18 protein-coding genes are annotated in these 24,795 nt (G+C 74.2%); 4 read left to right on the plus strand and 14 right to left on the minus strand.

What is annotated here, in order from left to right:
• Positions 1 to 21 precede the first annotated feature (21 nt).
• Positions 22 to 621 (plus strand): bacterial proteasome activator family protein, encoded by a 600-nt coding sequence (locus CFLA_RS16050; protein WP_013118391.1) that lies wholly within the window; start codon positions 22 to 24, stop codon positions 619 to 621.
• A gap of 17 nt (positions 622 to 638) precedes the next feature.
• On the opposite strand, the gene CFLA_RS16055 is transcribed toward CFLA_RS16050, so the two are convergent.
• The 6 genes from CFLA_RS16055 to serS form a co-directional block, all read right to left on the minus strand.
• Entirely contained in the window at positions 639 to 1,505 is an 867-nt protein-coding gene (locus CFLA_RS16055) for an EamA family transporter (RefSeq protein ID WP_013118392.1), read from the minus strand.
• A 29-nt stretch (positions 1,506 to 1,534) separates the two neighbouring features.
• Positions 1,535 to 2,458 carry a carbohydrate ABC transporter permease gene (locus tag CFLA_RS16060; protein ID WP_013118393.1) on the minus strand — a complete coding sequence of 308 codons (924 nt, stop codon included), beginning with the start codon at positions 2,456 to 2,458 and terminating at the stop codon, positions 1,535 to 1,537.
• Positions 2,455 to 3,453, minus strand: coding sequence for a carbohydrate ABC transporter permease (locus tag CFLA_RS16065; RefSeq protein WP_043601149.1), 999 nt, complete (start codon positions 3,451 to 3,453; stop codon positions 2,455 to 2,457). The genes CFLA_RS16060 and CFLA_RS16065 overlap by 4 nt, the downstream gene beginning before the upstream one ends.
• A gap of 176 nt (positions 3,454 to 3,629) precedes the next feature.
• Positions 3,630 to 5,024, minus strand: a complete 1,395-nt coding sequence (locus tag CFLA_RS16070) for an ABC transporter substrate-binding protein (RefSeq protein ID WP_013118395.1) — start codon at positions 5,022 to 5,024, stop codon at positions 3,630 to 3,632.
• A gap of 232 nt (positions 5,025 to 5,256) precedes the next feature.
• Positions 5,257 to 6,054 (minus strand): HAD family hydrolase, encoded by a 798-nt coding sequence (locus tag CFLA_RS16075; protein ID WP_013118396.1) that lies wholly within the window; start codon positions 6,052 to 6,054, stop codon positions 5,257 to 5,259.
• Positions 6,051 to 7,331: a serine--tRNA ligase gene (serS, locus tag CFLA_RS16080; protein WP_013118397.1), complete on the minus strand. Its 1,281-nt coding sequence runs from the start codon at positions 7,329 to 7,331 to the stop codon at positions 6,051 to 6,053. Before serS ends, CFLA_RS16075 begins: the two co-directional genes overlap by 4 nt.
• Positions 7,332 to 7,675: 344 nt before the next feature.
• On the opposite strand from serS, the gene CFLA_RS16085 reads away from it, so the two are divergent.
• Positions 7,676 to 8,815 (plus strand): diacylglycerol/lipid kinase family protein, encoded by a 1,140-nt coding sequence (locus CFLA_RS16085; RefSeq protein WP_013118398.1) that lies wholly within the window; start codon positions 7,676 to 7,678, stop codon positions 8,813 to 8,815.
• A 38-nt stretch (positions 8,816 to 8,853) separates the two neighbouring features.
• On the opposite strand, the gene CFLA_RS20545 is transcribed toward CFLA_RS16085, so the two are convergent.
• The 5 genes from CFLA_RS20545 to CFLA_RS16105 form a co-directional block, all read right to left on the minus strand.
• Positions 8,854 to 8,994: a hypothetical protein gene (locus CFLA_RS20545; protein WP_013118399.1), complete on the minus strand. Its 141-nt coding sequence runs from the start codon at positions 8,992 to 8,994 to the stop codon at positions 8,854 to 8,856.
• Between the two features lie 80 nt (positions 8,995 to 9,074).
• Positions 9,075 to 10,043, minus strand: coding sequence for a prephenate dehydratase (gene pheA, locus CFLA_RS16090; RefSeq protein ID WP_013118400.1), 969 nt, complete (start codon positions 10,041 to 10,043; stop codon positions 9,075 to 9,077).
• Positions 10,024 to 14,592, minus strand: coding sequence for a hypothetical protein (locus CFLA_RS16095; RefSeq protein ID WP_013118401.1), 4,569 nt, complete (start codon positions 14,590 to 14,592; stop codon positions 10,024 to 10,026). The genes pheA and CFLA_RS16095 overlap by 20 nt, the downstream gene beginning before the upstream one ends.
• A 53-nt stretch (positions 14,593 to 14,645) precedes the next feature.
• A complete protein-coding gene (locus CFLA_RS16100; RefSeq protein WP_013118402.1) occupies positions 14,646 to 15,485 on the minus strand; it encodes a glycosyltransferase family 2 protein in 840 nt (279 codons plus the stop codon).
• Between the two features lie 83 nt (positions 15,486 to 15,568).
• The gene (locus tag CFLA_RS16105; protein WP_013118403.1) at positions 15,569 to 16,393 is read right to left on the minus strand and encodes a DUF5926 family protein; all 825 of its coding nucleotides are present in this window, start codon (positions 16,391 to 16,393) and stop codon (positions 15,569 to 15,571) included.
• 114 nt (positions 16,394 to 16,507) lie between these two features.
• On the opposite strand from CFLA_RS16105, the gene pgm reads away from it, so the two are divergent.
• Positions 16,508 to 18,193, plus strand: coding sequence for a phosphoglucomutase (alpha-D-glucose-1,6-bisphosphate-dependent) (pgm, locus tag CFLA_RS16110; RefSeq protein ID WP_013118404.1), 1,686 nt, complete (start codon positions 16,508 to 16,510; stop codon positions 18,191 to 18,193).
• A gap of 102 nt (positions 18,194 to 18,295) precedes the next feature.
• Here pgm and CFLA_RS16115 read toward each other — a convergent pair whose 3' ends face one another.
• The 3 genes from CFLA_RS16115 to CFLA_RS16125 are packed head-to-tail and all read right to left on the minus strand — an operon-like array spanning position 18,296 to position 22,822.
• A complete protein-coding gene (locus CFLA_RS16115; protein ID WP_013118405.1) occupies positions 18,296 to 19,654 on the minus strand; it encodes a UDP-glucose dehydrogenase family protein in 1,359 nt (452 codons plus the stop codon).
• Positions 19,655 to 19,674: 20 nt separating this feature from the next.
• Complete coding sequence (locus tag CFLA_RS16120) at positions 19,675 to 21,234, minus strand: glycoside hydrolase family 26 protein (protein WP_013118406.1); 1,560 nt, start codon at positions 21,232 to 21,234, stop codon at positions 19,675 to 19,677.
• Positions 21,227 to 22,822: a glycosyltransferase family 2 protein gene (locus tag CFLA_RS16125; RefSeq protein WP_013118407.1), complete on the minus strand. Its 1,596-nt coding sequence runs from the start codon at positions 22,820 to 22,822 to the stop codon at positions 21,227 to 21,229. The genes CFLA_RS16120 and CFLA_RS16125 overlap by 8 nt, the downstream gene beginning before the upstream one ends.
• 606 nt (positions 22,823 to 23,428) lie before the next feature.
• Here CFLA_RS16125 and CFLA_RS16130 point away from each other — a divergent pair.
• Positions 23,429 to 24,769 carry an MFS transporter gene (locus CFLA_RS16130; protein ID WP_013118408.1) on the plus strand — a complete coding sequence of 447 codons (1,341 nt, stop codon included), beginning with the start codon at positions 23,429 to 23,431 and terminating at the stop codon, positions 24,767 to 24,769.
• The last annotated feature ends 26 nt before the right edge of the window (positions 24,770 to 24,795 follow it).

Genomic DNA, 24,795 nt, shown 5'->3' on the forward strand with positions numbered 1-24,795 from the left:
CCCGACCGCGTCGACCATGATGTGCGGGTGGACCACGACCAGCCCGCCCCCGCCCGTCCCGACGAGCCCGGCACGTCCGGCACGCAGCCGCGCGTCGTCGTCGTCCCGCCGCAGCAGGAGGGTCCCGGCACGGACGCGCCCGACGGTGCGCGTGGCGGCGACGAGAACGTCGCCGCCATGGTGGGCCAGCCCGCCAAGGTCATGCGCATCGGGACGATGATCAAGCAGCTCCTCGACGAGGTGCGCTCGGCCCCGTTGGACGACGCCGCGCGGGCCCGCCTCGCGGAGATCCACGAGCGGTCGCTGCACGAGCTCGAGGAGGGACTGTCCCCCGAGCTGCTGGCGGAGCTGCACCGCATCACGCTGCCGTTCACGGAGGACCAGGCACCCTCCGACGCGGAGCTGCGGATCGCGCAGGCGCAGCTCGTCGGGTGGCTGGAGGGCCTGTTCCACGGCATCCAGACCGCGCTGGTCGCGCAGCAGATGGCCGCGCAGGCCCAGCTGACGCAGATGCGGCGCGCACTGCCGCCGGGGCACGTCCCCGGACCGGGCGGGCTGACGGTGCCGCACGCGGACGAGGGCCCGGACGACCTGCGCCCGTCGACCGGCCAGTACCTGTGACGCGCGTCCGCTGACGCTCAGTCCGCACCGGCCGCCGGCGTGGGGCCCGCGGGTGACCCGCGCCCCGACAGGACGATCGCCCCCGAGACGAGCACGAGCCCGACGAGCTCCAGCCCGTGCGGCAGCTGGCGCAGCGCGACCGCGCCCACGACCGCCGCGGTCGCGGGCAGCAGCGCGAGCAGCACGGCGAACGTCGCGGCGGTGACGCGCCGCAGCACCACCTGCTCGACCGCGTACGGCACGACCGACGAGCACACCGCGACGACGACCACGACGGCGGCGAGCCGCGGGTCCTGCAGCACGGGACCCGACGTGCCCGCGAGGAACGGCGCGAACAGCAGCGCACCGGCGGCCATGGCCACGGCGAGGCCCGACGGCCCCGGACCGCCGGCGCGCGCGACGCGCCGCCCCAGCACGATGTACGCGGCCCAGCACGCGGCCGCGACGCCGATCGCCACGAGCCCGGCCACGGCGCCGGGCCCCGCGTCGAGGCTCACGCCCGCGAGCAGCACCACGCCCACCGCCGCGACCGCGATCGCCACCCGGTCACGCCACCCGCGCCCCGTCACCGCCGCCACGGCCACGGGGCCCAGGAACTCGAGCGCGACCGCGGTGCCCAGCGGCAGGTGGTCGATCGCGACGTAGAAGGCGACGTTCATCCCCGCCAGCACCGCGCCGAACGCGACCGTCACGCGCAGCCGCGCCGGCTCCCACAGCTCGCGCACGCGCCAGGGCCGCCGCCAGGCCAGGAGCACGCCCGCGGCCACGAGGACCCGCAGCCACGCGACCGTCGCGGCCGGCAGCACGCCGAACAGGCCCACCGCGACCGCGGCGCCCACGTACTGCGTCAGGCCCGACAGCACGAACAGCAGGGGCGCGGGCACGACGCCAGGCTACGTCCGCCCGCCGCACGTCAGCCCTTGACCGACCCCGCGAGCAGACCCCGCACGAAGTACCGCTGCAGCGCCAGGAACACGATGACCGGCACGACGAGCGCGACGAACGCACCCGCGCTCAGCAGGTGCCACTCGGTGCCACGCGTGCCGGCGAGCTCGGCCACGCGCACGGTCAGCGGCGCGACGTCCTGCGTGCCGCCCGCGAACGTCAGCGCGACGAGCAGGTCGTTCCACACCCACAGGAACTGGAAGATCCCGAAGGACGCGATCGCCGGCACCAGCAGCGGGAACATGATGGAGAAGAAGATCCGCACGTGCCCGGCGCCGTCGACGCGCGCGGCCTCCACGAGCGACGCCGGCACGTCCCGCATGAAGTTGTGCAGCAGGAAGATCGCCAGCGGCAGCGCGAAGATCGAGTGCGAGAGCCACACGGTCCAGAACGTGCCGTCCAGGCCCCACCCCACGTAGGTGCGCAGCAGCGGGATGAGCGTGACCTGGATGGGCACGACCTGCAGCGTGAACACCGCGACGAACAGCAGCCCCCGCCCGCGGAACGGGATCCACGCGAACGCGTACGCCGCCAGGAGAGCCAGGGAGATGGGGATGAGCACGGCGGGGACCGTGATGACGAGGCTGTTGACGAAGAACGTCGCGAGGTTCGTCGACGACCCCGTGAGCACGGTGGTGTAGTTCTCGAGCGTCGCGCCCGGGCTCGTGAACCACTGCCACCAGCCCGAGGACACGATGTCCTTCTGCGGGCGGAACGACGTGATGAACAGACCGAGCGTCGGGACGGTCCACAGGACGGCGATGACGATGGCCGCGAACGACGCCCAGGGCGAGCTCAGCCGCCCCTGCGTCTCGACCGCGCGCCGCTCGAGCCGCGTGAGCTTCTTGCCGCTCCCGGTGTCCACCGTGAGGTCGGTGCTGACGGCGCTCATCGGATCTCCTCCGCCTGACGCAGCTGGCGCACGTTGTACGCGATGATCGGGATGACGAGGACGAACAGGATGACGGCGAGGGCCGCACCCAGGCCGGCGTTCCGTTGCGTGAAGCTCTGCCGGTAGAACTCGAACGCGACGACCGACGTCTCGAAGTTGCCGCCGGTCATGGTGCGGACGATGTCGAAGACCTTGAGCGTGCCCATGGCGATCGTCGTGAGGACCACCACGAGCGCGGGCCGGATGCTCGGGACGGTGATGAAGCGGAACATCCGCAGGCCCCCGAGCCCGTCGAGGCGGGCCGCCTCGACGATGTCGTCCGGGATCGCCTTGATCGCCGCCGACAGCACCGTCATCGCGAACCCGGCCTGGATCCACACCATGACGACCAGCAGGAACAGGGTGTTGAGCGGCGGGTCGATGAGGAACTGCTGCGGCGGCAGCCCGATCCACACGAGCACCTGGTTGATGAGACCGACCTGCGCGGGCTGGTTCTCCGCCGGCACGTTCTCGAGCACCGGGCGGTACTCGTAGACGAACTTCCAGATGATCGACGCGCCGACCATCGAGATCGACATCGGCAGGAAGACGAGGGTCTTGGCGAAGCGCTCGAAGCGCGTGCGGTCGACGAGCACGGCGTAGACCAGCCCGATGAACGTCGCCACGACCGGCACCACGAACACCCACACCGCGGTGTTGCGCAGCACGATCTGGAACTCGTTCTGCGTCAGGGCCTGCGCGTAGTTGTCGAGGCCGACGAAGTTGCGGCCCGTCCGGTCGTGGAACGACGTGCGGATCGTCTCGATCGCGGGCCAGACGAGCCCGAAGCACATCATGACGACGGCCGGGCCCAGGAAGAGCGCCGCGACGCTCCAGGCCGGCAGCCGCCGGATCTTCTCCCCCGCCAGGAGCACCAGGCCCATGACGAGGACGAACAGCACGACCGCGAAGGCCATGAGGAAGAGCTTCTCCGCAGGCGAGTCCGCCTGCAGCATCCAGTCGGGCAGCTGCTCCACGAGCCGGTCCACGTGTTGCCTCCGGAGGACGGTGCCGGCAGGTGGCCGGCAGGGCGGTGCGGCGGGGGGCGAGGGGCGCGCAAGGGCCCGCCCGGCGTGCGGGCGGGCCCCTGCGTCCGCGGCGCCGGCGGGTCAGCCGGCACCGCGGACGGTCGTCAGGACGACGGCCAGGCGCCCTCGATGGCGTCGAGGACGGCCGCGTCGTCCTTGTCGTTGGCGATCCACGCCGTCATCTCGGTCCAGAACGCGCCTGCACCGACGGCGGCCGGCATGAGGTCGGACGCGTCGAAGCGGAACTCCTGCGAGGTGTCGCTCAGCAGCGTGGCCGACAGCTGGTCGATCTCCGACGTGAGGTTCTCCGGGTCCAGGCCGCTGTTGGCCGACACCCAGCCGCCGCCGGGCGTGGCGATCGCCTTGGCGTTGTTCCACTCCGGCGACGCGAGGAACGCCTGGAACGCCGCCACCTCGGGACGGTCGGAGAAGGCCGCCGCGAACTCGCCGCCACCGAGCAGCGGGCGCGTCTCGGTGTCCGGGCCGGGCAGGTAGAACGCGAACACGTCGCCGTCCTCGGCGACCGTCGTGCCCTCGGGGAAGTTCGCCGCGTAGAACGAGGCCTGGCGGTGCATGAAGCACAGGCCGTTCGTGACGATCGGCAGACCGCCGTCCTGGAACGTGGTCGACGCGATCGACGAGACGTCGCCGAGGCCGCCGTTGACGTAGTCGGGGTTCTTGAGGATCGAGCCGACCTCGCCGAGGGCCGTGGCGATCTGCGGGTCGTTGAACGGGATCTCGTGGTTGACCCACTGGTCGTAGACGTCACCGCCGGCGGTGCGCAGCACGAGGTCCTCGAGCCAGTCGGTCGCGGGCCAGCCGGTGGCGTCGCCGGAGCCGATGCCCGCGCACCACGGCTTCTTGCCCTCGGCCGCGTGGTCCTCGACGATCTGGTCGGACAGCGCGACGAGGTCGTCCCACGTCTCGGGGATCTCGTAGCCGTTCTCCTCGAAGACGGCCGGCGAGTACCAGACGAACGACTTCACGTTCGCGCCCAGCGGGGCCGCGTAGAACGTGCCGTCGACCGTCCCGTAGCCCTTCCAGGACTCCGCGTAGTACTCCTCGACGTTCGCGACCGTGCCCTCGGAGGCGGGGACGATCTGGTCGGGGAAGTCCTCGACGATCGTCTGCAGCAGGCCGGGCTGCGGGATGTACGCGATGTCGGGCGGGTTGCCGGCCTCGAGCCGGACGAGGAGCTGCGCCTCGAACTCCTTCGAGCCCTCGTAGACGACCGTGGCGCCGGTGCAGTCCTCGAACGGCTTGTAGGAGTCGATGTGGGGCTGGTCCTCGGGGGCGACGATCGAGGTGTAGACGGTCACCTCGGTCCCCTCGAGGTCACCGTACTGCTCGTACGCCTCGCAGTCGGCCGACGCGTTGTCGTCGCCGCCGCCCGTGCCCCCGTCGCCCGAGTCCCCGCTCGAGCAGGCCGTGAGCACGAGGCCCAGGCCGGCGACGGATGCGGCGAGAGCGAGTCCACGCCGCCGATGGATGCGCTTCATGGGTAGACCTCCACGTCTTCGTGGTCGTGGCTCGTCGGCTCGCGACGGGCTCCTGTCGGGAACGACACAAGTACGTTTCAGCAACCGTTGCAACACCGAAACACGGCCGAAGCGGTCACGATCGGGTCACGACGAGAAGGTTGGGTCACGAACCCACCGGGAAGGTCACGAACGGGTGCGGATCGTCACCGTGCGTCGTCGCCCCGGCGTCGCGCCGACGGCTCGCCCCGCGTCACACCAGGACGCGTCGCAGCACCGCGACGGCGCCGTCGTCCTCGATCGTGCCCGTGACCTCGTCCGCCGCCGCCCGCACCACGTCGAGCGCGTGCCCCATCGCCACGCCGCACGCCGCCCAGCGCAGCATCTCGACGTCGTTCTCGCCGTCGCCCAGCGCCAGGGTCGCGAAGGGCTCGACGCCCAGGTCGCGGCGCACCTCCTCGAGCGCGGACGCCTTCGACACGCCCCCGGGCGCCAGGTCGAGCCACGCGCTCCAGCCGACGGCGTACGACACCTCGTGCAGGCCGACGCGCTCGACGATCTCGTGGAACTCCTCGGGCGTGCTCTGCGGTGCACGGATGATCACGCGCGTCACCGGCGCGGCCGCGAGCTCGTCGAAGGGCACGACGGTGTGCTCGCCGCTGAGCTCGTGCTGCGGGAACGGCGCGGACACCCGGAAGCCGACGCCCAGGTCCTCCACCGCGTACAGCGCGTCGGGCAGCTCCATCGCGATGGCGCGCAGCGCAGGGCCGGGGTCGAAGGTCACCGACCGCGCGACGCTCCACCCGTCCTCGGCGTCGGGGTCGAGGCGCACCGTCACGGCACCGTTGGAGCACACCGCCCACCCGTGCGTCAGCCCCAGGTCGTGCGCCACCGCGACCGCGGAGTGCGCCGCCCGGCCCGTCGCGAGCACCACGTGCACACCGGCCTCCACGAGGTCGGTGACGCCCCGGCGCACGTCGTCGCTGATGACGCCGTCGTACGACATGAGCGTGCCGTCGACGTCGAGGGCGACGAGCCGGTGCCTGCTCACCGGACCGGCTCCAGGACCTCGAGGCCGCCCAGGTAGGGCCGCAGGCCCTCGGGCACCCGCACCGACCCGTCCGCCTGCTGGTGGTTCTCGAGGATCGCCACGATCCAGCGCGTCGTGCCGAGCGTGCCGTTGAGCGTCGCGACGGTCCGCGTGCCGTCGTCCGTGCGCTCGCGCACCCCGAGGCGGCGGGCCTGGAAGGTCGTGCAGTTCGACGTCGACGAGACCTCCATCCACCGCTGCTGGCTGGGCAGCCACGCCTCGCAGTCGAACTTGCGCGCGGCGCTCGACCCGAGGTCGCCGGCGGCGGTGTCGATGACGCGGTACGGCAGGTCGACGAGCGCGAGCATCTCCTTCTCCAGGTCGAGGATGCGGCGGTGCTCGGCGGCGGCGTCCTCGGGGCGCGTCCAGACGAACGCCTCGACCTTGTGGAACTGGTGGACGCGGATGATGCCGCGGGTGTCCTTGCCGTACGAGCCGGCCTCGCGCCGGTAGCACGCGCTCCACCCGGCGTACCGCAGCGGGCCGCCCGTCAGGTCGACGATCTCGTTCGCGTGGTAGCCCGCGAGCGCGACCTCGCTGGTCCCCACGAGGTACAGGTCGTCGGCCTCGAGGCGGTAGATCTCGTCGGCGTGCGCACCGAGGAACCCGGTGCCGGCCATCACCTCGGGCTTGACGAGGGTCGGCGTGATCGTCGGGACGAAGCCGTGGCGCGTCGCGAGGTCCATCGCCGCGTTGAGCAGCGCGAGCTCGAGGCGCGCGCCGACGCCGGTGAGGAAGTAGAACCGCGACCCCGAGACCTTCGCGCCGCGCTCGGTGTCGATCGCGCGCAGGCCCTCGCCCAGGTCGAGATGGTCCTTGACGACGAAGTCGGGCCCGTACTCGGCGGCGAGGTCGCGCGGGGTGCCGACGTGCTCGAGCACGACGTAGTCGTCCTCGCCGCCGCTGGGCACGCCCTCCTCGATGACGTTGCCGATGCGCCGGGCGAGCTCGGTCGCGCGCTCGGCTGCCGCGTCGGCGTCCGCCTGCAGCGCCTTGACGCGCGCGGCGAGGTCCTTGGTGTGCGCGAGCAGCGCCTGCTTCTCGTCGCCCGACGCCTGCGCGACCTGCTTGCCGAGGGACTTCTGCTCGGCCCGCAGGGTCTCGTACCCGGTGAGGGCGGAGCGGCGGCGCGCGTCCGCGTCGAGCACCTCGTCGACGAGGTGCGGGTCCTCCCCGCGCGCCACCTGGCTGGCGCGCACGACGTCCGGGTCCTGACGCAGGAGCTGCAGATCGATCACCTGCACGACCCTACCGACCTCGCACCGTCCCGCTCGCCCCCATTCCGGACGTCACCCACCCCGCCCGGCCCGCACCCCGCCGACCGGAACACCACTCACCGACCCGCTCCCGAGTCGAGGACTCACGTTCCGATCGCCGCCGCACCACCACCCCGCCGACCGGAACCTGACTCACCGTCCGGGGCACGACCCGGTGACCCACGTTCCGCTCGGCGCGCAGCTCCTTCGCCGAGCGGAACGTGGCTCACCGCTCGCGGCCGGATCCGGGGAGTCAGGTTCCGGTCGGCGGGTGGTGGGTGGGCGCCGACCTGCGGCGGGGCCCCGAGGGCCGTAGATTGCGCCGCATGACGTGGGTCGCGTGGGTCGCCGTGGTGGCGGGGGTGCTGGCGCTCGTCGCCGTCGGGCTGGGCCTGTGGGTCTGGCGGCAGCAGCGGGCGCTGGGGGCGCGGGTCTCGCCCGCCGCACCGGCCGCGACGGAGGCGGTCGACCGGCCGGCGGGCCAGCTCGTCGCGTTCGTCGCCAACCCGTCGAAGCCCGACGTGGCGGACCTGCGCGCCGCGGTCCGCAAGGCCGCCGCCGAGCAGTACCTGCCGGAGCCGCTGTGGCTCGAGACGACCGTGGAGGACCCGGGCGTCGGGCAGGCGCGCGAGGCCGTGGAGAAGGGCGCCGACCTCGTCGTCGCCGTCGGCGGCGACGGCACGGTGCGCGCGGTCGCCGAGGCGCTCGCCGGCACGGGCGTGCCCATGGGCCTGATGCCGCTGGGCACGGGCAACCTGCTGGCACGCAACCTCGACGTGCCGGTCGGCGACCCGCTGGCGGCGCTGCAGCTCGCGCTCGACGGCGTCGACAAGCCGATCGACGTCGGCTGGCTGCGCGTCGAGCGGTGGGAGTCGCAGATGGACGACGACATCGCCGAGGCCGCCGACGACCTGCCGGACGACACCGACGTGCCGCGCGACCACATCTTCCTCGTCATCGCAGGCCTCGGGTTCGACGCCGCGATGGTGGCCGACGCCGACGACGAGCTCAAGGCCAAGGTCGGCTGGATCGCCTACTTCATGGCCGGCGTGCGACACCTCCACGGGCGCCGCCTGCGCGTCCGCCTGACCCTGGACGACCACCCCCCGCAGCAGCTGCGCGCGCGCAGCCTGCTCGTCGGCAACTGCGGGCGCCTGCCCGGCGGCATCACGCTGCTGCCCGACGCGGTCCTCGACGACGGTGTGCTCGACATCGCGTCGATCGACACGCGCGGCGGGATCGCCGGATGGGCGCAGCTCTTCGGCGAGGTCGTGCTGCAGGGCGTCGGGGTGCGCAACGAGTCGGCCGCGAAGATCGGGCGCATCGACCACGCGCGCGCCCGCCGGGCGCGCATCCAGGTGGCGGGCGGGGAGCACGTGCAGGTCGACGGGGACATCGTCGGCCGCGCGAGCGAGGTCACGGCCCGCGTCGACCCCGCTGCCCTCGTGGTGCGCGTCGCGGGCTGAGCGCCGGGCGCCGCCCCGCCCGCGACCCGCCGGCCGCGTCAGCCGGCCTTCGCCGGCCGGAGCTCCGCCTCGCTGGAGACCGCCTCGATGAGGTCCGTCTTGTTCATGGCCGACGCCCCCGGCGCCAGCCCCACGACCAGCAGGCCGGCGGCCACCAGCACACCCACGGTTCGCCTCATGTCGCTCCCTCGCGTCACGTGCCCGGCCCCGCGCCGGGCGTGCGGGCACGCTAGCGGGCGCCGCGCCGGGGTGTCACGCCTCAGGCGGTGTCGCCCCCGCGCAGGCGCGCGAGCCACGCGCGCGCCTCGACGAAGTCGGCGTCCGCGGTGCCGACGTGCACGAGCGGCTCGACCGCGTCCGCGCGGGGGTACGACCCGAGGAACCGCACGTACGGGCAGCGGCGGTGCAGGCCCATGAGCGCCTCGCCGACGCGCTCGTCGGTGACGTGCCCCTCGGCGTCGATGGAGAAGGAGTAGCGGCCGAGCGCGTCGCCGATCGGCCGCGACTCGATGCGCGACAAGTTCACGCCGCGCACGGCGAACTGCTCGAGCATCGCGAGCAGCGCACCGGCCTCGTTGTCCGGCAGGTGCACGACGAGCGTCGTCTTGTCGGCGCCCGTGGGCGGTGGCACGGCCCCGGGAGGGGCGACGACGACGAACCGCGTGAGCGCCGACGGGTTGTCCGCGACGTCCTGCGCGAGCGGCGCGAGGCCGTACGTGCCGACCGCCGCGGGCGGGACGAGGGCGGCGTCGAACGCGAGCCGGGCTCCGGCGCCGCCCGACTCGGCGAGCAGCGCCGCCGGGGCCGTGTTGCTCGTGGCCGGCACGTGCACGGCTCCCGGCAGGTGGGTGGCGAGCCAGCGGCGGCACTGCACCCACGCGTGCGGGTGCGCGGAGACGCGGCGCACGTCCGCGAGCCGCACGCCGCGCGGCGCGACGAGCGTGAACTGCACGGGCACGAGCACCTCGCGCACGATGACGAGCGGGTCACCCGTGGCCAGCGAGTCGAGGGTCGCGGTGACACCGCCCTCGACGGTCGACTCGATCGCGACGACCGCGCGGTCCGCCTCGCCCGCGCGCACCGCGGCGATCGCCGAGCCCACGTCGGTCTGCGGCAGATACCCGGCCTCCTCGGGCGACGCGACCTGACGCAGCGCCTCCTCCGTGAACGTGCCCGCCGGGCCGAGGTAGGCGTAGCGCAGCGGGGTGTCAGGCGGGCTCGCGGGCATCGGTGCCGTCCGGTCGTCGTGCGGGTACGGGTTCAGGTGCGGGTTCGGGTTCAGGTGCGGATGCGGGTACGGGTGCGCTCGCAGGGTAGTCGTCGGCGAGCGCGCGCAGCCCGAGCGTCCCGACGAGCGGCACGGCGGCCAGCAGCATCACCGTGGCGATCCGCACGCCGTAGTCGTTGACGAGCCCGCCGCCGATCCCGGCGAGGAGCATCCCGACGAGGAACGGCCGCGCCGGGGGCCAGCGCCGCTCGAGCCGGTCCCACGCCGTGAGGCGCACGCGCGAGCGCGGCCACAGCAGGAGGGCGACGAGCACGAGCACGACGAGCGTGAGGGCTGCGACCCAGCCGCTCGTGACGGTCGCCGCCGCGTACCCGAGCTTGCGCGCGACGGTCTCCCACGCGGACCCGTCGACGACGCGCTGCACGAACACCCCGAGGTGCGTGCGCTCCGCCGCGGGCCGCAGCCAGTCGAGCACCGCGATGGCCCCGACCAGCGCGACGCCGGCCGCCCCGGCGCCCAGCAGCCGCTGCCACGTCGTGCGCACTCCCGCGACACCCAGGACGACGACGAGGCTCGCCGGGACGAGCACGAGCCCGCCGCCGATGTCCGCACCCAGCGCCGGCCACAGGTCGACGACGAGCGCGACCCCGCACACCAGCGCGGCGGCGACGGTGCCGAGCGTCCGACGGCCGCGCTGCACGAGCGCCCACCCGACGATCGCGGCGGTCGCGAGCGCGGCGACGACGTAGAACGAGTACGTGGGGTTGCCGAACCCGTAGAACCGCCCGCCGAGCGTGACGGCCGGCCCCTGCGGGCTGCCCCGGTGCAGCGGCGTGCCGAGCACGGCGTCGAGGGTCAGGACGACGAACGTCACGCCGGCGACCACGCCCGGGCCGAGGGTCAGCGGGCGGCGCGGCATGAGGGCGGCGACGCCGGCGACCGCGGCCGTCGCGCCGGCCAGCGCGAGCCACATGGTCCGGTCCGGGTCGGCGAACCGCCACCACGAGGTCGTCGTCATGAGGAACAGGCCGACGGGCAGCGCCGCGAGCGTGAGCAGCAGCGCGTCCGCGACGCGTCGCAGCCGCTCGGCACGCGCGGGCCGGGTGCGGGCGAGACGCGGCCCGAGCCACAGGGCCGCGACCACCACGAGCAGCGCGACGACCAGCGCCGGTGTCGTGGCCGTCCCCGCGGTGCCGCGCAGCGCCTGGTCACGCACCGAGAGGTCAGCGAGCTGGCGCACCGTGGTCGCGACGGCCGCCGGGCGGCTGCCGTCGACCCGCACGGGCGCACCTGCGAAGTCGTCGGAGACACGTGCCCCGGCGTGGTCGAGCAGGTCGACCGGCAGGTCGAGGAGCCGGAACACCCCGACCCAGCGGGTCGACGTGGTGCCGAGGTACCCGGCACCGGTGGCCGGGTCGCCGATGCCGACGCCGAGCACGGCGGGACCGGACGACGCGCGCCCGGTGTCGACGACCAGGACGGTCGCGTCGTCGGGCACGGCGCGCAGCACCTGCCCGATCGTGCGGTCGAGACGCTGCAGCGTGTCGGCGTCGCCGTCCCGCCCGGCGTCGTCGGGGACCTCGTCCTCGGGGGCGTCGCCGTCCGGGGCCCCGTCGGGTGCCCCGGCGTCGACCCCCTCCGGGACCAGGAGCAGGCTCGTCGCGATCTCCCGCGGCCTGCCGGACCCCGCGTCGACGACGGTCGTCGGGCACGCGAACGCGTCCTGCGGGTCGTCGAGCGCCTCCTCGAGCGTCCGGTAGCGCGCGACCGTGCCGTCGGGGGCGGCGAGCGCGAGCGCGGCGCCCTCCCCGACCGCCGTGCTGCAGCCGTCGGCCGACGCCAGCCCGGCGCCCAGCGCCCCGAGCCGGGGGCGGAACTCCGAGCGGGACTGCAGCGCCACGAGGTCGTCCCAGCCCGCCACGGTCGCCTCGCCGCCCGGCGCCGGCGTCACCTGCGGCAGCACGCACTGCCACCGCGCGCCGACGAGCTGCCCCGCGACCGCGGCCCGCCCGGACGAGAGGGCAAGCCACCCGCCGGCCGGGCACTGCGCGTTGCGACCGGACACGCCGGGCGTCACACCGCCCGCGGGCGCACCGTCGCGCAGCAGGCCCCACAGCGTGGGCGTGATCGTGCGGTCGACGCGCGCCCAGTCGACGCCGGACGTCCCGACGAGCACGAGGGGTGCGTCGGCGGGCACCGCCGCGGCGCCGGAGGACCGTGTCACGTCGCCCGCGACCGCGACCGGCAGGGGGACGACGACGGTGGCGAGCAGCAGGGTCGCGACGATCCCGCCGCCGGTGGCGACGACCACCGCCGGCATGCGGTGGACGGGTGCGCGGACCGCCGCGGGGTCGTCGGGCAGCGGCTCCCAGCGGTGCTGCGCGACCGACGCGAGCAGCAGCGTGCCGGCGACCGCGAGGACCGCGGTGGCGACCACGACGCCGGAGTCGTTGAGCAGCGAGCCGAGCAGCGCGACGACGACGACCGCGAGCATCGTGCGGCGCAGCAGCGGCCACGTCGTGTACAGGTCGCGCAGCGGCGACGGGCGCCAGCGGTCGGGCCCGACGAGCACGGCGCACACCGCGAGGCACACGAGCGCGGCGAGGACCCCGAGCGGCTGCGCCACGGTCGCCCACGCCCCGGCGGCCTTGCCCGCGACGACGTCGAACGCGTCCCCGTCGAGCACGCGCTGCACGAACTGCCCGAGGTGCGACCCGCGGCCCGGCTGCGCCCAGTCGACGACCGACACGATGGCGACGACGCCCACCGCGACCCCGAGGTACGCGAGCACGCGCCGCACCCCGACCACTCCCCCGGAGACGCCGACGAGCAGCACCGCGAACGCCGGCACGAGCGCCAGCACACCGCCGAAGTCGGCACCGAACGCCGGCCAGCCGTCCACGACGACCGACACCAGGCCGACGGCGGCGACCGCGCCCACCGCGAGGCGGCGACGCCCGCGGTCGACCGCGGACGCGGCCAGGCCCGCCGCCAGCACGAGACCCGCCGCGGCGTACACGCCGAACGTCGTGTTGCCGAAGCCGTAGTACCGGGCCCCGAGCGTCGAGATGCCCAGCACGGACCCCTGCTGCAGCACGGTGCCCGTGACGCCGTCGACCGTGACGACCGCCCACGCGACGCCCGCCGCGCCGGTCGCCAGGCGCCAGCGGCTCGACGGCAGCAGGCGCGACACGCCCCACGCGGCGACCGCGACGGTGACGGTCGCGACGCCCCACCAGGCGGCCGCGGCGAACAGCGGCGCGGGTGAGCCCCACCAGCGTGACAGCGCCGCGAGCAGGGCCCCGACGGGCGCGCACGCACCGAGCAGCAGCACCGCGACGGTGACACCCCGCAGCGCCGGCGGCGGGCGGCGGTGCCGGCGGCGCAGCACCGCGACTGCCGCGACGACGAGCAGGCAGGCACCGCCCACGACGCCCAGCAGCAGCGGGAGCAGGTGCGGCGCGACGGTCGTCAGCTCGGTCTGGTAGCGGCGGTTCTCGACGGTGCGGTCGGCCGTCATGCGCCGCTCGGGGCCGACGCGCAGCGGGGCGCCGTCGAGCTCCGAGGTGTCCGCACCGGCCGCGTCGGCGAGCGTGGCCGCGAGGTCGGTGAGCGTGACGATGCCGGTGCGGCGCGTCGAGTCCGACGTCAGCCAGCCGACCGTGCCCCCGCCGGCGTCCCACTGCACGACCGCGAGCAGGCCCGCCTCCTCGGCGCTGCCGTCCGAGGTTCCCGCGACGACGACGCGCGTGCCGGGCTCGACGGCGGCGAGCACGCGACGCAGGTCGTCGTCCAGGCGTGAGAGGGCGGTGCGGCGGTCGGCGCGGTCGGCGGGCAGCTCGCCGCCGTCCAGGACCGTCACCGGGCACGCGCGCAGCGCGTCGTCCGCGAGCGCGCCGAGGCGTTGCGCGTAGCGGGCGAGGGCGCCCTGTTCGTCGGCGAGCGCGAGCGCGGCGCCCGGCCCGACGGCCGTGGTGCACACCTGCGTGGCGGCGACGAGCCGGGCTACGGTGCCGGGCGTGCCGTACGCACCCGGGGGCACGTCGTCGGCCGGCGGGTCGACGAGCTCGGCCCAGCCGGTCACACCGGCCGGGCCGGGGGTGCCACCGGGCCCGACCTCGGGCACCGACGGGCAGGCGTCGACCACACCCTCGTCGACCTGGCCGCCCGGGGCGTCGTCGGCGGGCCCGGGCGCGTCGGGCCGGACGACGGGCGGCAGGCGACGGCCCGCCGAGACCGTGAGCCAACCGTCGACCGGGCACATCCGGTCGGCGGACGTGTGCACGGAGACCGAGCCGACGGACCCCTCGTCGACCATGCGCCACAGCGTCGGCGTGCCCGAGCGGTCCACGTCGTCCCAGCGCAGTCCGCCGACGCCCACGAGCACGACCGGCTGCGCGGCGGGCGGCGGCGACGGCACCGCCGGCACGGGCGTCGAGGAGGTGGCGGCGACGGCGGCGGGCGAGCCGAGCGTGAGCAGCACCGCGCCGACGAGGGCGGTGAGCAGCGCCCGCGGCCCGCGGGGTGCGCGGACGGGGCGGAGGACCATCCGTCCAGCGTACGGGCGGCGCCGGCGTGGTCCGGCGCGTCCGGTGCGCAGGGTCAGCGGCGCGGGCCGTCGCCCGGGACGACGGCCTGGCGCACGCTCGACGCCGCGGCGCGCGCCCGGCGCGCGTTCACGGCGAGCTGCACGTCGCGGTACTGCGCCGCGCGGTGCAGCTGGCCCTTGAGGTCCGTGCCCGAGGGGCGGTGCCGCAGCTCGCAGGGCACCTCGAGCACCCGGAACCCCTGGCGCAGCAGGTCGATCGTCATGCCGGCCTCGACGCCCCAGCCGCGCGCGAGCGGTGTGGCGGCCTCGAACGCCTCGCGGGTGAGGCAGCGCATGCCGGACAGCGGCTGCGTGGGCGTCCACCCGGTCATCGACGCGATGGCACGCCGGGCCGCCCCGACGACCAGGCCCCGCCCGCCGGCACCCGGCTGCGGCGGCAGCAGCGCGATCGTCAGGTCGGCGATGCCCTCGAGCACCGGCGGCACGAGCGGCGCGGTGTTGACGGCGGTGTCCGCGAGGTCGCCGTCGACGAACAGCAGGTGGCGCGGCGGACGGTCCGGCGCGTCGCGCATGGCGACGACCGCGGCTCCGGTCTCCATGGCCGCGGCCTTGCCGCGGTTGTGCGAGTGCCGCACGACGACCGCGCCGGCCTCGCGCGCGACGTGCTGCGTGTTGTCCTCCGACCCGTCGTCGACGACGAGCACGAGGTCGACGTGCGGGATGGCGCGCGCCGAGCGGACGGTCGCGGCGATGCGCCGCGACTCGTCCTTGGCGGGGATGATCACCGCGACGCGCTGGCGCTGCTTGTGACCGTGGGGCTTGCGCGCCGTCTCCGGTGCGTCGGCGGTCGCGACGGCGACCTGCCCCGCGGCCTCGCTTCCCGTGCGTGTCACGGTGCCCACCCTATCGACCGCTGGTGACAGGTCGCCTCACGAGCACGGGCGACCTGGTCACACGCGGCCGGCAGCTGCGGAGCTCAGCGCAGCGTGACCTGCCGCGCGACGAGGCCGGCGCGGGCGCGGCGGGCGTTCGCGTCGAGGGGGGCGGTGTCGGCCATCGCCGCCTCGAACCGGGGCAGGAAGTCGGCCAGCGGCTTCTCGACGTCCTCGGCCTCGGAGCCGCGCGCGAGCTCCCAGACGGGCACGACGATGCCGGCGGCGCGGAAGTAGCCGATGAACTTCGCGTCGTCGAAGCCGGACTCGCGCTTGCCGTGCAGGCGCGCGAGGCCGTCGAGGACGACCTGCTCGTCGGCGGGCTGCGCCCAGCGCAGGTACTCGCGGGCGCCCATGCGGCACCAGTACGCGGACTCGGCGGCGGTGACGCGCTTGGTGTCGACGATGCCGGCGTCGGCCTCCTCGAGGGCGGCCTTCAGGTCGGGCGTGACCTCGGTGCTCGGGTCGAGCCAGAAGGAGAAGCTGTCCTGCACGGTCACCTCGAACGGCACGGCGAGGTCGAGCACGTCCTGCAGGCGCGGGCCGGGCGTGGGCAGGCCGATCGTCTCGATCGCGGTGCCGGGCTCGGCGTCGAGCGCGAGCAGCAGCGCGGTCGCCACGTCGCGGCTCGCGTCGCCCGAGCTGGTGCCGGTCTGCAGCGCGACGAGCACGACGCCGTCGCTGCGGTGCAGCGCCGCCCAGGAGTTGGGCAGGATCGTGGTGACGACGACGTCGCGCGCGCCGTGCTCGGCGGTGGTGCGGGCGGTCGCGGTCGCCGCGGGGACGAGCTCGCGCAGCGCGACCCAGTCGGGCTCACCGGGGAGCCCCTCGAACGGGCGCAGCACGAATCCGGGCGTGTTCTTGGCCATGCCTGCACCCTACCGACCCGGCTCCCGCGCGACGGACCGCCTGACCGCGACGACATCCCACGAGTCGTGCCGAGCAGGTGCGCTCGGGCGGTGCGCTGCGGGAGGATCAACGGCATGGACCCGCGCGCCGGCACCCCCGCCCAGCCCTCCGACCTCGTCGACCTCGACGCCCTGCTGTCCGCGTACGTCGACCGCGAGCCCGACCTCGACGACCCCGCCCAGCAGGTGGTCTTCGGCACGTCGGGCCACCGCGGCTCGTCCCTCGACGGCGCCTTCAACGAGGCGCACATCGTCGCCATCACCGCCGCCATCGTCGAGTACCGCCGCAGCCAGGGCACCGACGGCCCGCTGTTCATCGGCTACGACACGCACGGCCTGTCGCGCCCGGCGTTCGACACCGCGCTCGAGGTGCTCGCCGCGGCGGGCGTCGAGGTGCACGTCGACGCCCGCGGCTCGTGGACGCCGACGCCCGCGGTGTCGCTGGCGATCCTCACACACAACGGCGCCGCGACCGGCGCGGGCGTGCGCACGCAGGGCCCGGGGCTGGCCGACGGCATCGTCGTCACCCCGTCGCACAACCCGCCGCGCGACGGCGGCTTCAAGTACAACCCGCCGCACGGCGGCCCCGCGGGCTCCGACGCGACGGGGTGGATCGCGAGCCGCGCCAACGAGATCCTGCGCTCCGGCTGGCGCAACGTGCCGCGCGTGAGCGTCGAGCAGTCGCTCGCGGCCGACACCACGCGCAAGCACGACTACCTGACGTCGTACGTCGACGACCTGTCCAACGTCCTCGACCTCGACGCGATCCGCGCCGCGGGCGTGCGCATCGGCGCCGACCCGCTCGGCGGCGCGTCGGTGGAGTACTGGGGCGCGATCGGTGAGCGCTACGGCCTCGACCTCACCGTCGTGAACCCCGAGGTCGACCCGCGCTGGTCGTTCATGACGCTGGACTGGGACGGCAAGATCCGCATGGACTGCTCGTCGCCGCACGCCATGGCGTCGCTCCTGGAGCGCATGCAGCCCGGCGCCGACGGCCGCGCGCCGTTCGACATCGCCACGGGCAACGACGCCGACTCCGACCGCCACGGCATCGTCACTCCCGACGCGGGCCTCATGAACCCCAACCACTACCTCGCCGTCGCGATCTCCTACCTCTACGGCGGTGCGCGCCCCGGCTGGCCGGCGGGCACGGCGATCGGCAAGACGCTCGTGTCGTCGTCGCTCATCGACCGCGTCGCGGCTTCCCTCGACCGCCGCCTGCTGGAGGTGCCGGTCGGGTTCAAGTGGTTCGTGCCCGGCCTCATCGACGGGTCCGTCGGGTTCGGTGGCGAGGAGTCCGCCGGGGCGTCGTTCCTGCGCAAGGACGGGACGGTGTGGACGACGGACAAGGACGGGATCCTGCCCGCGCTGCTCGCCTCGGAGATCCTCGCGACCACCGGCAAGAGCCCGTCGCAGCACCACGCCGAGCTCGTGGACCGCTTCGGCGAGTCGTTCTACGCGCGCGTCGACGCACCCGCGACGCGCGAGCAGAAGGCGACCCTGTCGGCGCTGTCCCCCGAGCAGGTCACCGCGACCGAGCTCGCGGGCGAGCCCATCACCGCGCGCCTGACCAGCGCACCCGGCAACGACGCGGCCATCGGCGGCCTCAAGGTCACCACCGAGAACGCGTGGTTCGCCGCGCGCCCGTCCGGCACCGAGGACGTCTACAAGATCTACGCGGAGTCCTTCGTCTCCCCCGAGCACCTCGCGCAGGTGCAGGAGGCGGCCAAGGAGGTCGTCTCCCAGGCGCTGGGCGCCTGACCCCCCTCCTCGCGAGAGAGCGATCCGGCTCGCGGGAGGGCGGGAACGACGAAGGAGGGCGGCCCGGCGGCACAGGGCCGGGCCGCCCTCCCGTCCCAGGGGTCAGGCCGCCAGGCGGCCCAGACCGGTGAACTCCCAGCCGGCCGCACGCCACTGCGCGGCGCTCAGCTTGCCGCGGGCGTCGATGACGCGCGGGGTCCGCGTCAGGCCCGCCAGGCGCGCCGGGTCGGCGTCGACGAACTGCTTCCACTCGGTGAGGACGAGCAGCACGTCGCACTCCTCCACGGCCTCGTCGACGGACGTGCCGTAGCCGAGCGTCGGGAACGCGCGCCGCGCGGTGTCGCCGGCCTCGGGGTCGAACACCGTGACCTGCGCGCCGCGCAGGTGCAGGGCGGCCGCCACGTTGAGGGCCGGGCTGTCACGCACGTCGTCCGTCAGCGGCTTGAAGGCCGCACCCAGGACGCCGACGCGCTTGTTGAGGACCGAACCGCCGCACGCCTCGAGGGCCATGTCGACGACCCGCTCGCGCTGGCCCATGTTGATCTCGTCGACCTGCTGCAGCAGCGCCGCGGCCCGGTTCGCACCGAGCTCCTTGGAGCGGTGCATGAGGGCGCGGATGTCCTTGGGCAGGCAGCCGCCGCCGAAGCCGAGGCCGGCGTCGAGGAACTGCCGGCCGATGCGCACGTCGTGGCCCAGCGCGTCGGCGAGGACCGTGACGTCGGCACCCGCGGCCTCGCAGACACCGGCGATCGCGTTGATGAACGAGATCTTGGTGGCGAGGAACGCGTTGGCGCTGACCTTGACGAGCTCGGCGGTCGGCAGGTCGGTCACGACGACCGGCGAGCCCTCCGCGATGGGCGCCGCGTAGACCTGGCGCATGACGGCCTCGGACTTCTCCGAGACGCCGCCCAGCACGATGCGGTCGGGGTGCAGCGTGTCGCCCACGGCCTTGCCCTCGCGCAGGAACTCGGGGTTCCACAGCAGCTCGGCGTCGACGCCCGCCGGGACGGTGGCCGCGACCAGCTCGCGGAGCCGCGCGGCGGTGCCGACCGGGACGGTCGACTTGCCGACGATGACGCCGCCCCGGGTGAGGTTCCGGGCGATCGCGAGGGTCGCGTCCTCGACGTACTGCAGGTTCGCGGCGTGCGACGTGCGCTGCTGCGGGGTGCCGACGCACACGAAGTGCACGTCGGCGTCCGCGACGGCGGCCGCGGCGTCGGTGGTGAACGTCAGGCGGCCGGTGGCGAGGGTCTTCTCCAGCAGCTCGGGCAGCCCGGGCTCGAAGAACGGGACCTTGCCGGCGGCGAGCGCGTCGACCTTGGCCTGGTCGACGTCGACGCCGACGACCTCGAAGCCGAGCTCGGCCATCGCGACGGCGTGCGTCGCACCGAGGTAGCCGGTGCCGAAGACCGAGATCTTCAGCGGGCGGGCGGCGGGGGTGGTGGTGCGCTTGGTGCTCATCTGTCTCTTCCTCGAAGGTCTCAGTTGCCGCGGACGAAGCCGGCGGAAGGTGCGTGGATGCCGTCGACGAAGGCCCGCTGGGAGTCCTCGCGCGAGGTGATCTTCCAGTCGTTGGTGACCCGCTGGCCGCCGCTGATCGTCGTGACGGTGTGGTGGAACCAGGCGAACCCGATGACGTCGGAGTTCTCCGGCTTCGCGAGCGAGCGGAACAGGTCCGCGACCCAGGCGGGCTTGTCGCCCCCGCCGGTCTCCGAGGCGCCGATCTCCGCGAGGAGGATCGGCTTGCTCGTGATGGCGCGCAGCTGCTTCAGCGACCGGTCGAACGTGTACGAGAACGTCGCGGTCTGGTCCGCCGCGAACGGCGGGCGGTAGTAGCCGGACAGGCCGACCCAGTCGACGTACTCGTCCCCCGGGTACATGCTCGCCGTGTACGCCAACGACACGTTGCGCTGGGGCAGGTTGTTGACGATGTTCGGCGACCAGACCCAGATGACGTGCTCGTTGGCGCCCTCGGCCTGGAAGATGTCGTGCACGTGCCGCCACATCTTCACGTAGTCACCGCGGTTGTTGCCGTTGACCTGCACGCCGTTGGAGCCGAGCTCGCCCCACGGGTACCAGCCGCCGTTCATCTCGTGGTTGAGGCGGATCGCGACGGGCAGCCCGAGCGCCTTGACGTCCCGGGCGTACTGCCGCAGGTAGTCGTCGAACGCGCCGCCGATGATGCGCGGCAAGGAGTACTCGGGCTCGGTCGCCTGGCTGTTGCTCGCCTCCATCGGACGGGACTCCCACGTCACCATGGGCAGGACGCCCTTGGTCCAGGAGCGCTCGACCGCGTCGGGGCGGAACGGCGTGTCCCAGCCCTGGAAGTACCCGCCCAGGTTCGGCTGGACGCCGACGGTCGCGCTGACCTCGTCGAACTCCGCCCAGGAGAACGGCGACTGGGCGGTGTACAGGCCGAAGTAGCGGTCCGTGGGGTGCACGATCGCGTCCCTGGCGGGCGCGGTCGGGCGGACGGGCCTGGCGGCCTCCGCGCGGGCCGCGGCCGCCGCCCGGGCGAACTCGACCTGCGACCGCGCGACGGCCTCGCGGATGGCGGCGCCCTCGGCGTCGCCCCTGGCGTCGGCGAGCCGGCGCTCGAGAGCCGCCTTCTGCTGGGCGCTCGCCTGCGCCGCAGCCTTGTCCGCGGCGGCCTTCTGCTTGCCGCGCGCAGCGGCGGCGGCCTTCTCGGCCTGCGCCTTGGCGCTGCCGCGCTCCGCCGCGGCGGCCTTCTCGGCCTCCGCCTTCGCCGTGCCCGACGCCACGCCGGCGGCACGCTCGGCGGCGGCCTTCTCCTGCCCGCGCCGAAGGTTCTCGAGCTCCTCGTCGCGGTCCCGCAGGATCGCCTCGAGGTCGGCGTTCTCCTGCTCGAGCTGCTTCTCGGCCGCCGTCTTCAGGGGCCCGGGGGTGGCGCCCGACGGTGAGAGCCACACGATGCCGGTCACGACACCGAGGGCCAGCGCCAGGACGAACGCGCTCAGCTTGCCGACGAGACCGAGGCGACCCGTGAGGGTCCACCAGTGCTTTCCGGTGTGCTCAGACATAGACCACCGCCATGAGGGCGAACATCGACAGACCGATCAGGTAGGGGACGAGTGCGAGGGGGTTGTACCGGCGGGCCGGCACGGCCTCGGCCTGCACCTGGGCCCGCGTGCGCGGTGCGGCCTCGACCTGGGCGACGACCTGCGGCAGGGCGACGGTCTCGGCCTGGGGCTCGGTGCGCAGCGCGGTGCGACGCGGGTTCGCGACCCCCGAGCCGCTGCGGGGCGTCTCGGGGCCGGGCTGGGTCGGCACGACGTGCCGGTCGACGACGTCGACGGGCGCGGTGGCCGACGACGTGCTCTCGAGCTGCCCCATGAGGTCGAGCTGCCCGGCGTCCTGCTGCCCGGCGGTGTAGGCACCCGCGCGGGTCCCCCAGCCGGCGACGTGCGCCATGCGGAAGAAGCCGAGGAGCCGGATCGGCATGAGGAACAGCGTCGAGGTGATGATGAACACCGGCAGGCGGAAGAAGTCCGAGGGCTTCTCCTGCAGGTGCCGGATCTGGCGGATCGCCATGGACAGCACCGAGGACACGACCATGAGGCCGATGACCCACGCCCAGCCCTGCAGGCCCGTCGTGCCGGCCAGCAGCGCCTGGTACAGGTTGATGCCCGTGCCGGAGACGGCGCGGTAGACCCAGCCGGCGATCGTCCCGAACAGCAGGAACGGCAGGATGATGTCGACGAGGAAGAAGATCGCCAGGACCGGCGCGTGGCCGAGCATCCACGGCAGCATGCGCAGGGTGTTGTACTGGCTGCCCCGCGACCAGCGCAGCTGCTGCTTGTAGAGCTTCTTGACCTGCAGCGGAGCGTCCGTGTAGCACAGGCTCGTGTGCTGGTAGACGGTGCGGTAGCCGGCCTTGAGCGTGAGGTTCGTCAGCGTGCGGTCGTCGGAGACCTCGAGGAAGACGCCGAGGAACTTCTCGGTCATGAACTTGTCCATGACCTGCATGAGGATGTGCCGGCGGAACGCGATGGTGCGCCCGGGGAGGCAGCCGACCTGGCCGAGCACCGACTGCGCGGGCATCGAGTACAGCGCGCGGGTGTTCTCCAGCCAGTCCGCCCAGCGGGTGATCCAGGACCGGTTCGGCTCGAGGATGCGCTGGCGCGTGGTGACGCCGCCGACGGACGCGTCGGCGAACGGCTTGACCAGCTCGGACAGCGTGTTCTCGGTCCAGACGGTGTCGGAGTCGACGAGCACGGTGATGTCGCCGCGCGACATCTGGGTGCCGATCTTCACGGCGTTGCGCTTGCCGGGGATCGGGGTGTGGACACGCTGGACGACGGGCCCGAACTCGTCGCAGACGGCCTCGAGGCCCGGGTTGGGCGCGCCGTTGATGACGACGATGACCTCGTCGGGCTTCTGGTCGACGATGCGCTGGAGCACGTCGCGGAACAGGTCGAGCGGCTCGTCGACCACGGGGACGACGACGCTCGTGCTGATGTCGTGGGGGGCCGTGTACGGGCGGTATCGCCGCGACAGCACGACCTTGAGGATCCAGAGCGCCCAGACGACGGTCGAGAAGACGGCGAAGAGGTAGATCTCGCTCTGTCCCTCGAACATGTGCCGGAGCTGGAGGATGAAGATGAACATGGGTCTCCTGTGCAGACCTGACGGATGACGCTGCCCGACGTCGTCGGCGCGCAGCACGGCATGCCGGACGAGCCGGCGGTGCGGCCCGAGGGCCCTGGGGGTCCGACGGGGCGGTGGCGCCGGGACGGTCGCGGGCCGTCATCCGTGCGTGCGCCGGTGCCGTGCGTCGCTGGTTCGCGGCGCTGTGTCGGTGGGTCAACTGTGCGCGTCGACATCGACATGTGGAAGCGGTTCGGAGCATTCGGATTGAAACGACTCATCGGACATATGTCCAGGTGGACAGGCGTCCGGCAACCGACACCCAGGTCACCCCACGCATGGGTGACGATAGGCGAACCAGCCGCTCAGCGCAGGTTGTGACCGAGTTCACGTCGCCCGGTCGAGCGCGCCCCCGCCCCGTTTGCGGGGAGTGGCGACACCTCGTCCCGACATCGTCCGGTCGCCCGGCCTGAACCGATTCATTCCCTCTGCGGCGTGGCCGACGCCACACCCGGTCGGCACCCGGGACCGCCCGCCGGCCGCGGCGGACACCCTCCCGGCGCGCTCCGCGCGGCGCACGGCGGCCCCCGCGACCCACCTGCCGCCGCGCGGTGCGACAGTGGAGCCATGCTGCAGCCCTACCGGGACGTCCTCGCGCGTCCTGGCGCACTCGCGTTCTCCGGCACGGGACTCGTCGCCCGGCTCCCGATGTCCATGGTCGGCATCGGGATCGTCCTGCTGATCTCCGCCCAGTACGGCTCCTACGGGCTGGCAGGCCGCGTCTCCGCGGCGCTCGTGCTCGCGCAGGCCGTCTGCGGGCCGCAGCTCGCGCGGCTGATCGACCGGCACGGCCAGGCGCGCGTCATGCGGCCCGCGCTCGTCGTGTCCGCCATGAGCCTCACCGCGCTCGTCGTCGCCGCGTCGCAGCACGCGCCGTCGGCCTGGCTCTACCTCCCCGCCGTGCTCACCGGCGCGACCATCGGCTCGTTCGGGTCGCTCGTGCGCGCCCGCTGGAACCACGCCCTCGGCACCGACCCGCGGCGCATCCACACCGCGTACTCGCTGGAGTCCGCGTTCGACGAGCTCGTGTTCGTCGTCGGGCCCGTCGCCGCGACCCTGCTGGCCACCAGCGTGTCACCCGTCGCCGGGCTCGTCGTGCCGGTCGTCGCGATGGTCGTCGGGGGGCTCGCGTTCCTCTCGCTGCGCGGCACCGAGCCCCCGCCGACCTCGGCGGCCGGGCCGCGCCCCCGCGGCAGCGTGCTCGCCCTGCCGGGCATGGTCGCGATCGTCCTCGTCTTCGTCGCGATCGGCTCGATCTTCGGCGCCACCGACGTCGCGACCGTCGCCTTCGCCGAGGAGTCCGGTCGCCAGGAGCTGGCCGGCGTGATCCTCGCGGTCTTCGCCCTCGGCTCGCTCATCTCCGGCCTGCTGTACGGCGCGCGGCACTGGGTGTCCGCGCTGCACCGGCGCTTCGCCATCGGCGTCGTCGCGCTCGCCGTCGGGGTGTGCGCGTTCTTCCTCGCCCAGTCCCTGTGGGTGCTCGCGGCCGCGATGTTCGTCGTCGGGTTCGCGATCGCGCCGTCGATCATCAACGGCAACGCGCTGGTCGCGGAGCTCGTGCCGAGCGGTCGGCTCACCGAGGGCCTCACCTGGGTCAGCACCGGGCTGAGCATCGGCGTGTCCGTCGGTGCGTCGGTCGCCGGGACGCGCATCGACGCGGACGGCTCGCACGGTGGGTTCCTCGTCGTCGTCGTCTCCGGGGCCGCCGCGCTCGTCGCGACCTTCGGCGCGCTGCCGTCCCTCGGGAGGCACGCGGCCCGCCACGCCGACCGCGTCCGCACCGCGCACCACGCCGACGCCCGCGCGACCGAGGACGAGCCGCCCAGCCCCACCGCCGGCGCCACCGTCGCGGCGTGCGAGCTCGCGACGGACCGCACCGCCGACCTGCCGGACGACGCCCGGAGCTGACCTGGCCCGGGTGCGCCCAGCTGCGC

It is taken from the genome of Cellulomonas flavigena DSM 20109, from assembly GCF_000092865.1.
Lineage (GTDB): Bacteria > Actinomycetota > Actinomycetes > Actinomycetales > Cellulomonadaceae > Cellulomonas > Cellulomonas flavigena.

Excerpts from the sequence above, each read along its gene's own strand:
- CFLA_RS16060 (WP_013118393.1), bottom strand. The coding sequence starts at position 2,458 with ATGAGCGCCGTCAGCACCGACCTCACGGTGGACACCGGGAGCGGCAAG.
- CFLA_RS16085 (WP_013118398.1), top strand. The coding sequence starts at position 7,676 with ATGACGTGGGTCGCGTGGGTCGCCGTGGTGGCGGGGGTGCTGGCGCTC.
- CFLA_RS16130 (WP_013118408.1), top strand. The coding sequence starts at position 23,429 with ATGCTGCAGCCCTACCGGGACGTCCTCGCGCGTCCTGGCGCACTCGCG.
- CFLA_RS16065 (WP_043601149.1), bottom strand. The coding sequence starts at position 3,453 with ATGCTGCAGGCGGACTCGCCTGCGGAGAAGCTCTTCCTCATGGCCTTC.
- CFLA_RS16105 (WP_013118403.1), bottom strand. The coding sequence starts at position 16,393 with ATGGCCAAGAACACGCCCGGATTCGTGCTGCGCCCGTTCGAGGGGCTC.
- CFLA_RS16070 (WP_013118395.1), bottom strand. The coding sequence starts at position 5,024 with ATGAAGCGCATCCATCGGCGGCGTGGACTCGCTCTCGCCGCATCCGTC.
- pgm (WP_013118404.1), top strand. The coding sequence starts at position 16,508 with ATGGACCCGCGCGCCGGCACCCCCGCCCAGCCCTCCGACCTCGTCGAC.
- pheA (WP_013118400.1), bottom strand. The coding sequence starts at position 10,043 with ATGCCCGCGAGCCCGCCTGACACCCCGCTGCGCTACGCCTACCTCGGC.
- CFLA_RS20545 (WP_013118399.1), bottom strand. The coding sequence starts at position 8,994 with ATGAGGCGAACCGTGGGTGTGCTGGTGGCCGCCGGCCTGCTGGTCGTG.
- CFLA_RS16095 (WP_013118401.1), bottom strand. The coding sequence starts at position 14,592 with ATGGTCCTCCGCCCCGTCCGCGCACCCCGCGGGCCGCGGGCGCTGCTC.
- CFLA_RS16120 (WP_013118406.1), bottom strand. The coding sequence starts at position 21,234 with ATGTCTGAGCACACCGGAAAGCACTGGTGGACCCTCACGGGTCGCCTC.
- CFLA_RS16115 (WP_013118405.1), bottom strand. The coding sequence starts at position 19,654 with ATGAGCACCAAGCGCACCACCACCCCCGCCGCCCGCCCGCTGAAGATC.
- CFLA_RS16125 (WP_013118407.1), bottom strand. The coding sequence starts at position 22,822 with ATGTTCATCTTCATCCTCCAGCTCCGGCACATGTTCGAGGGACAGAGC.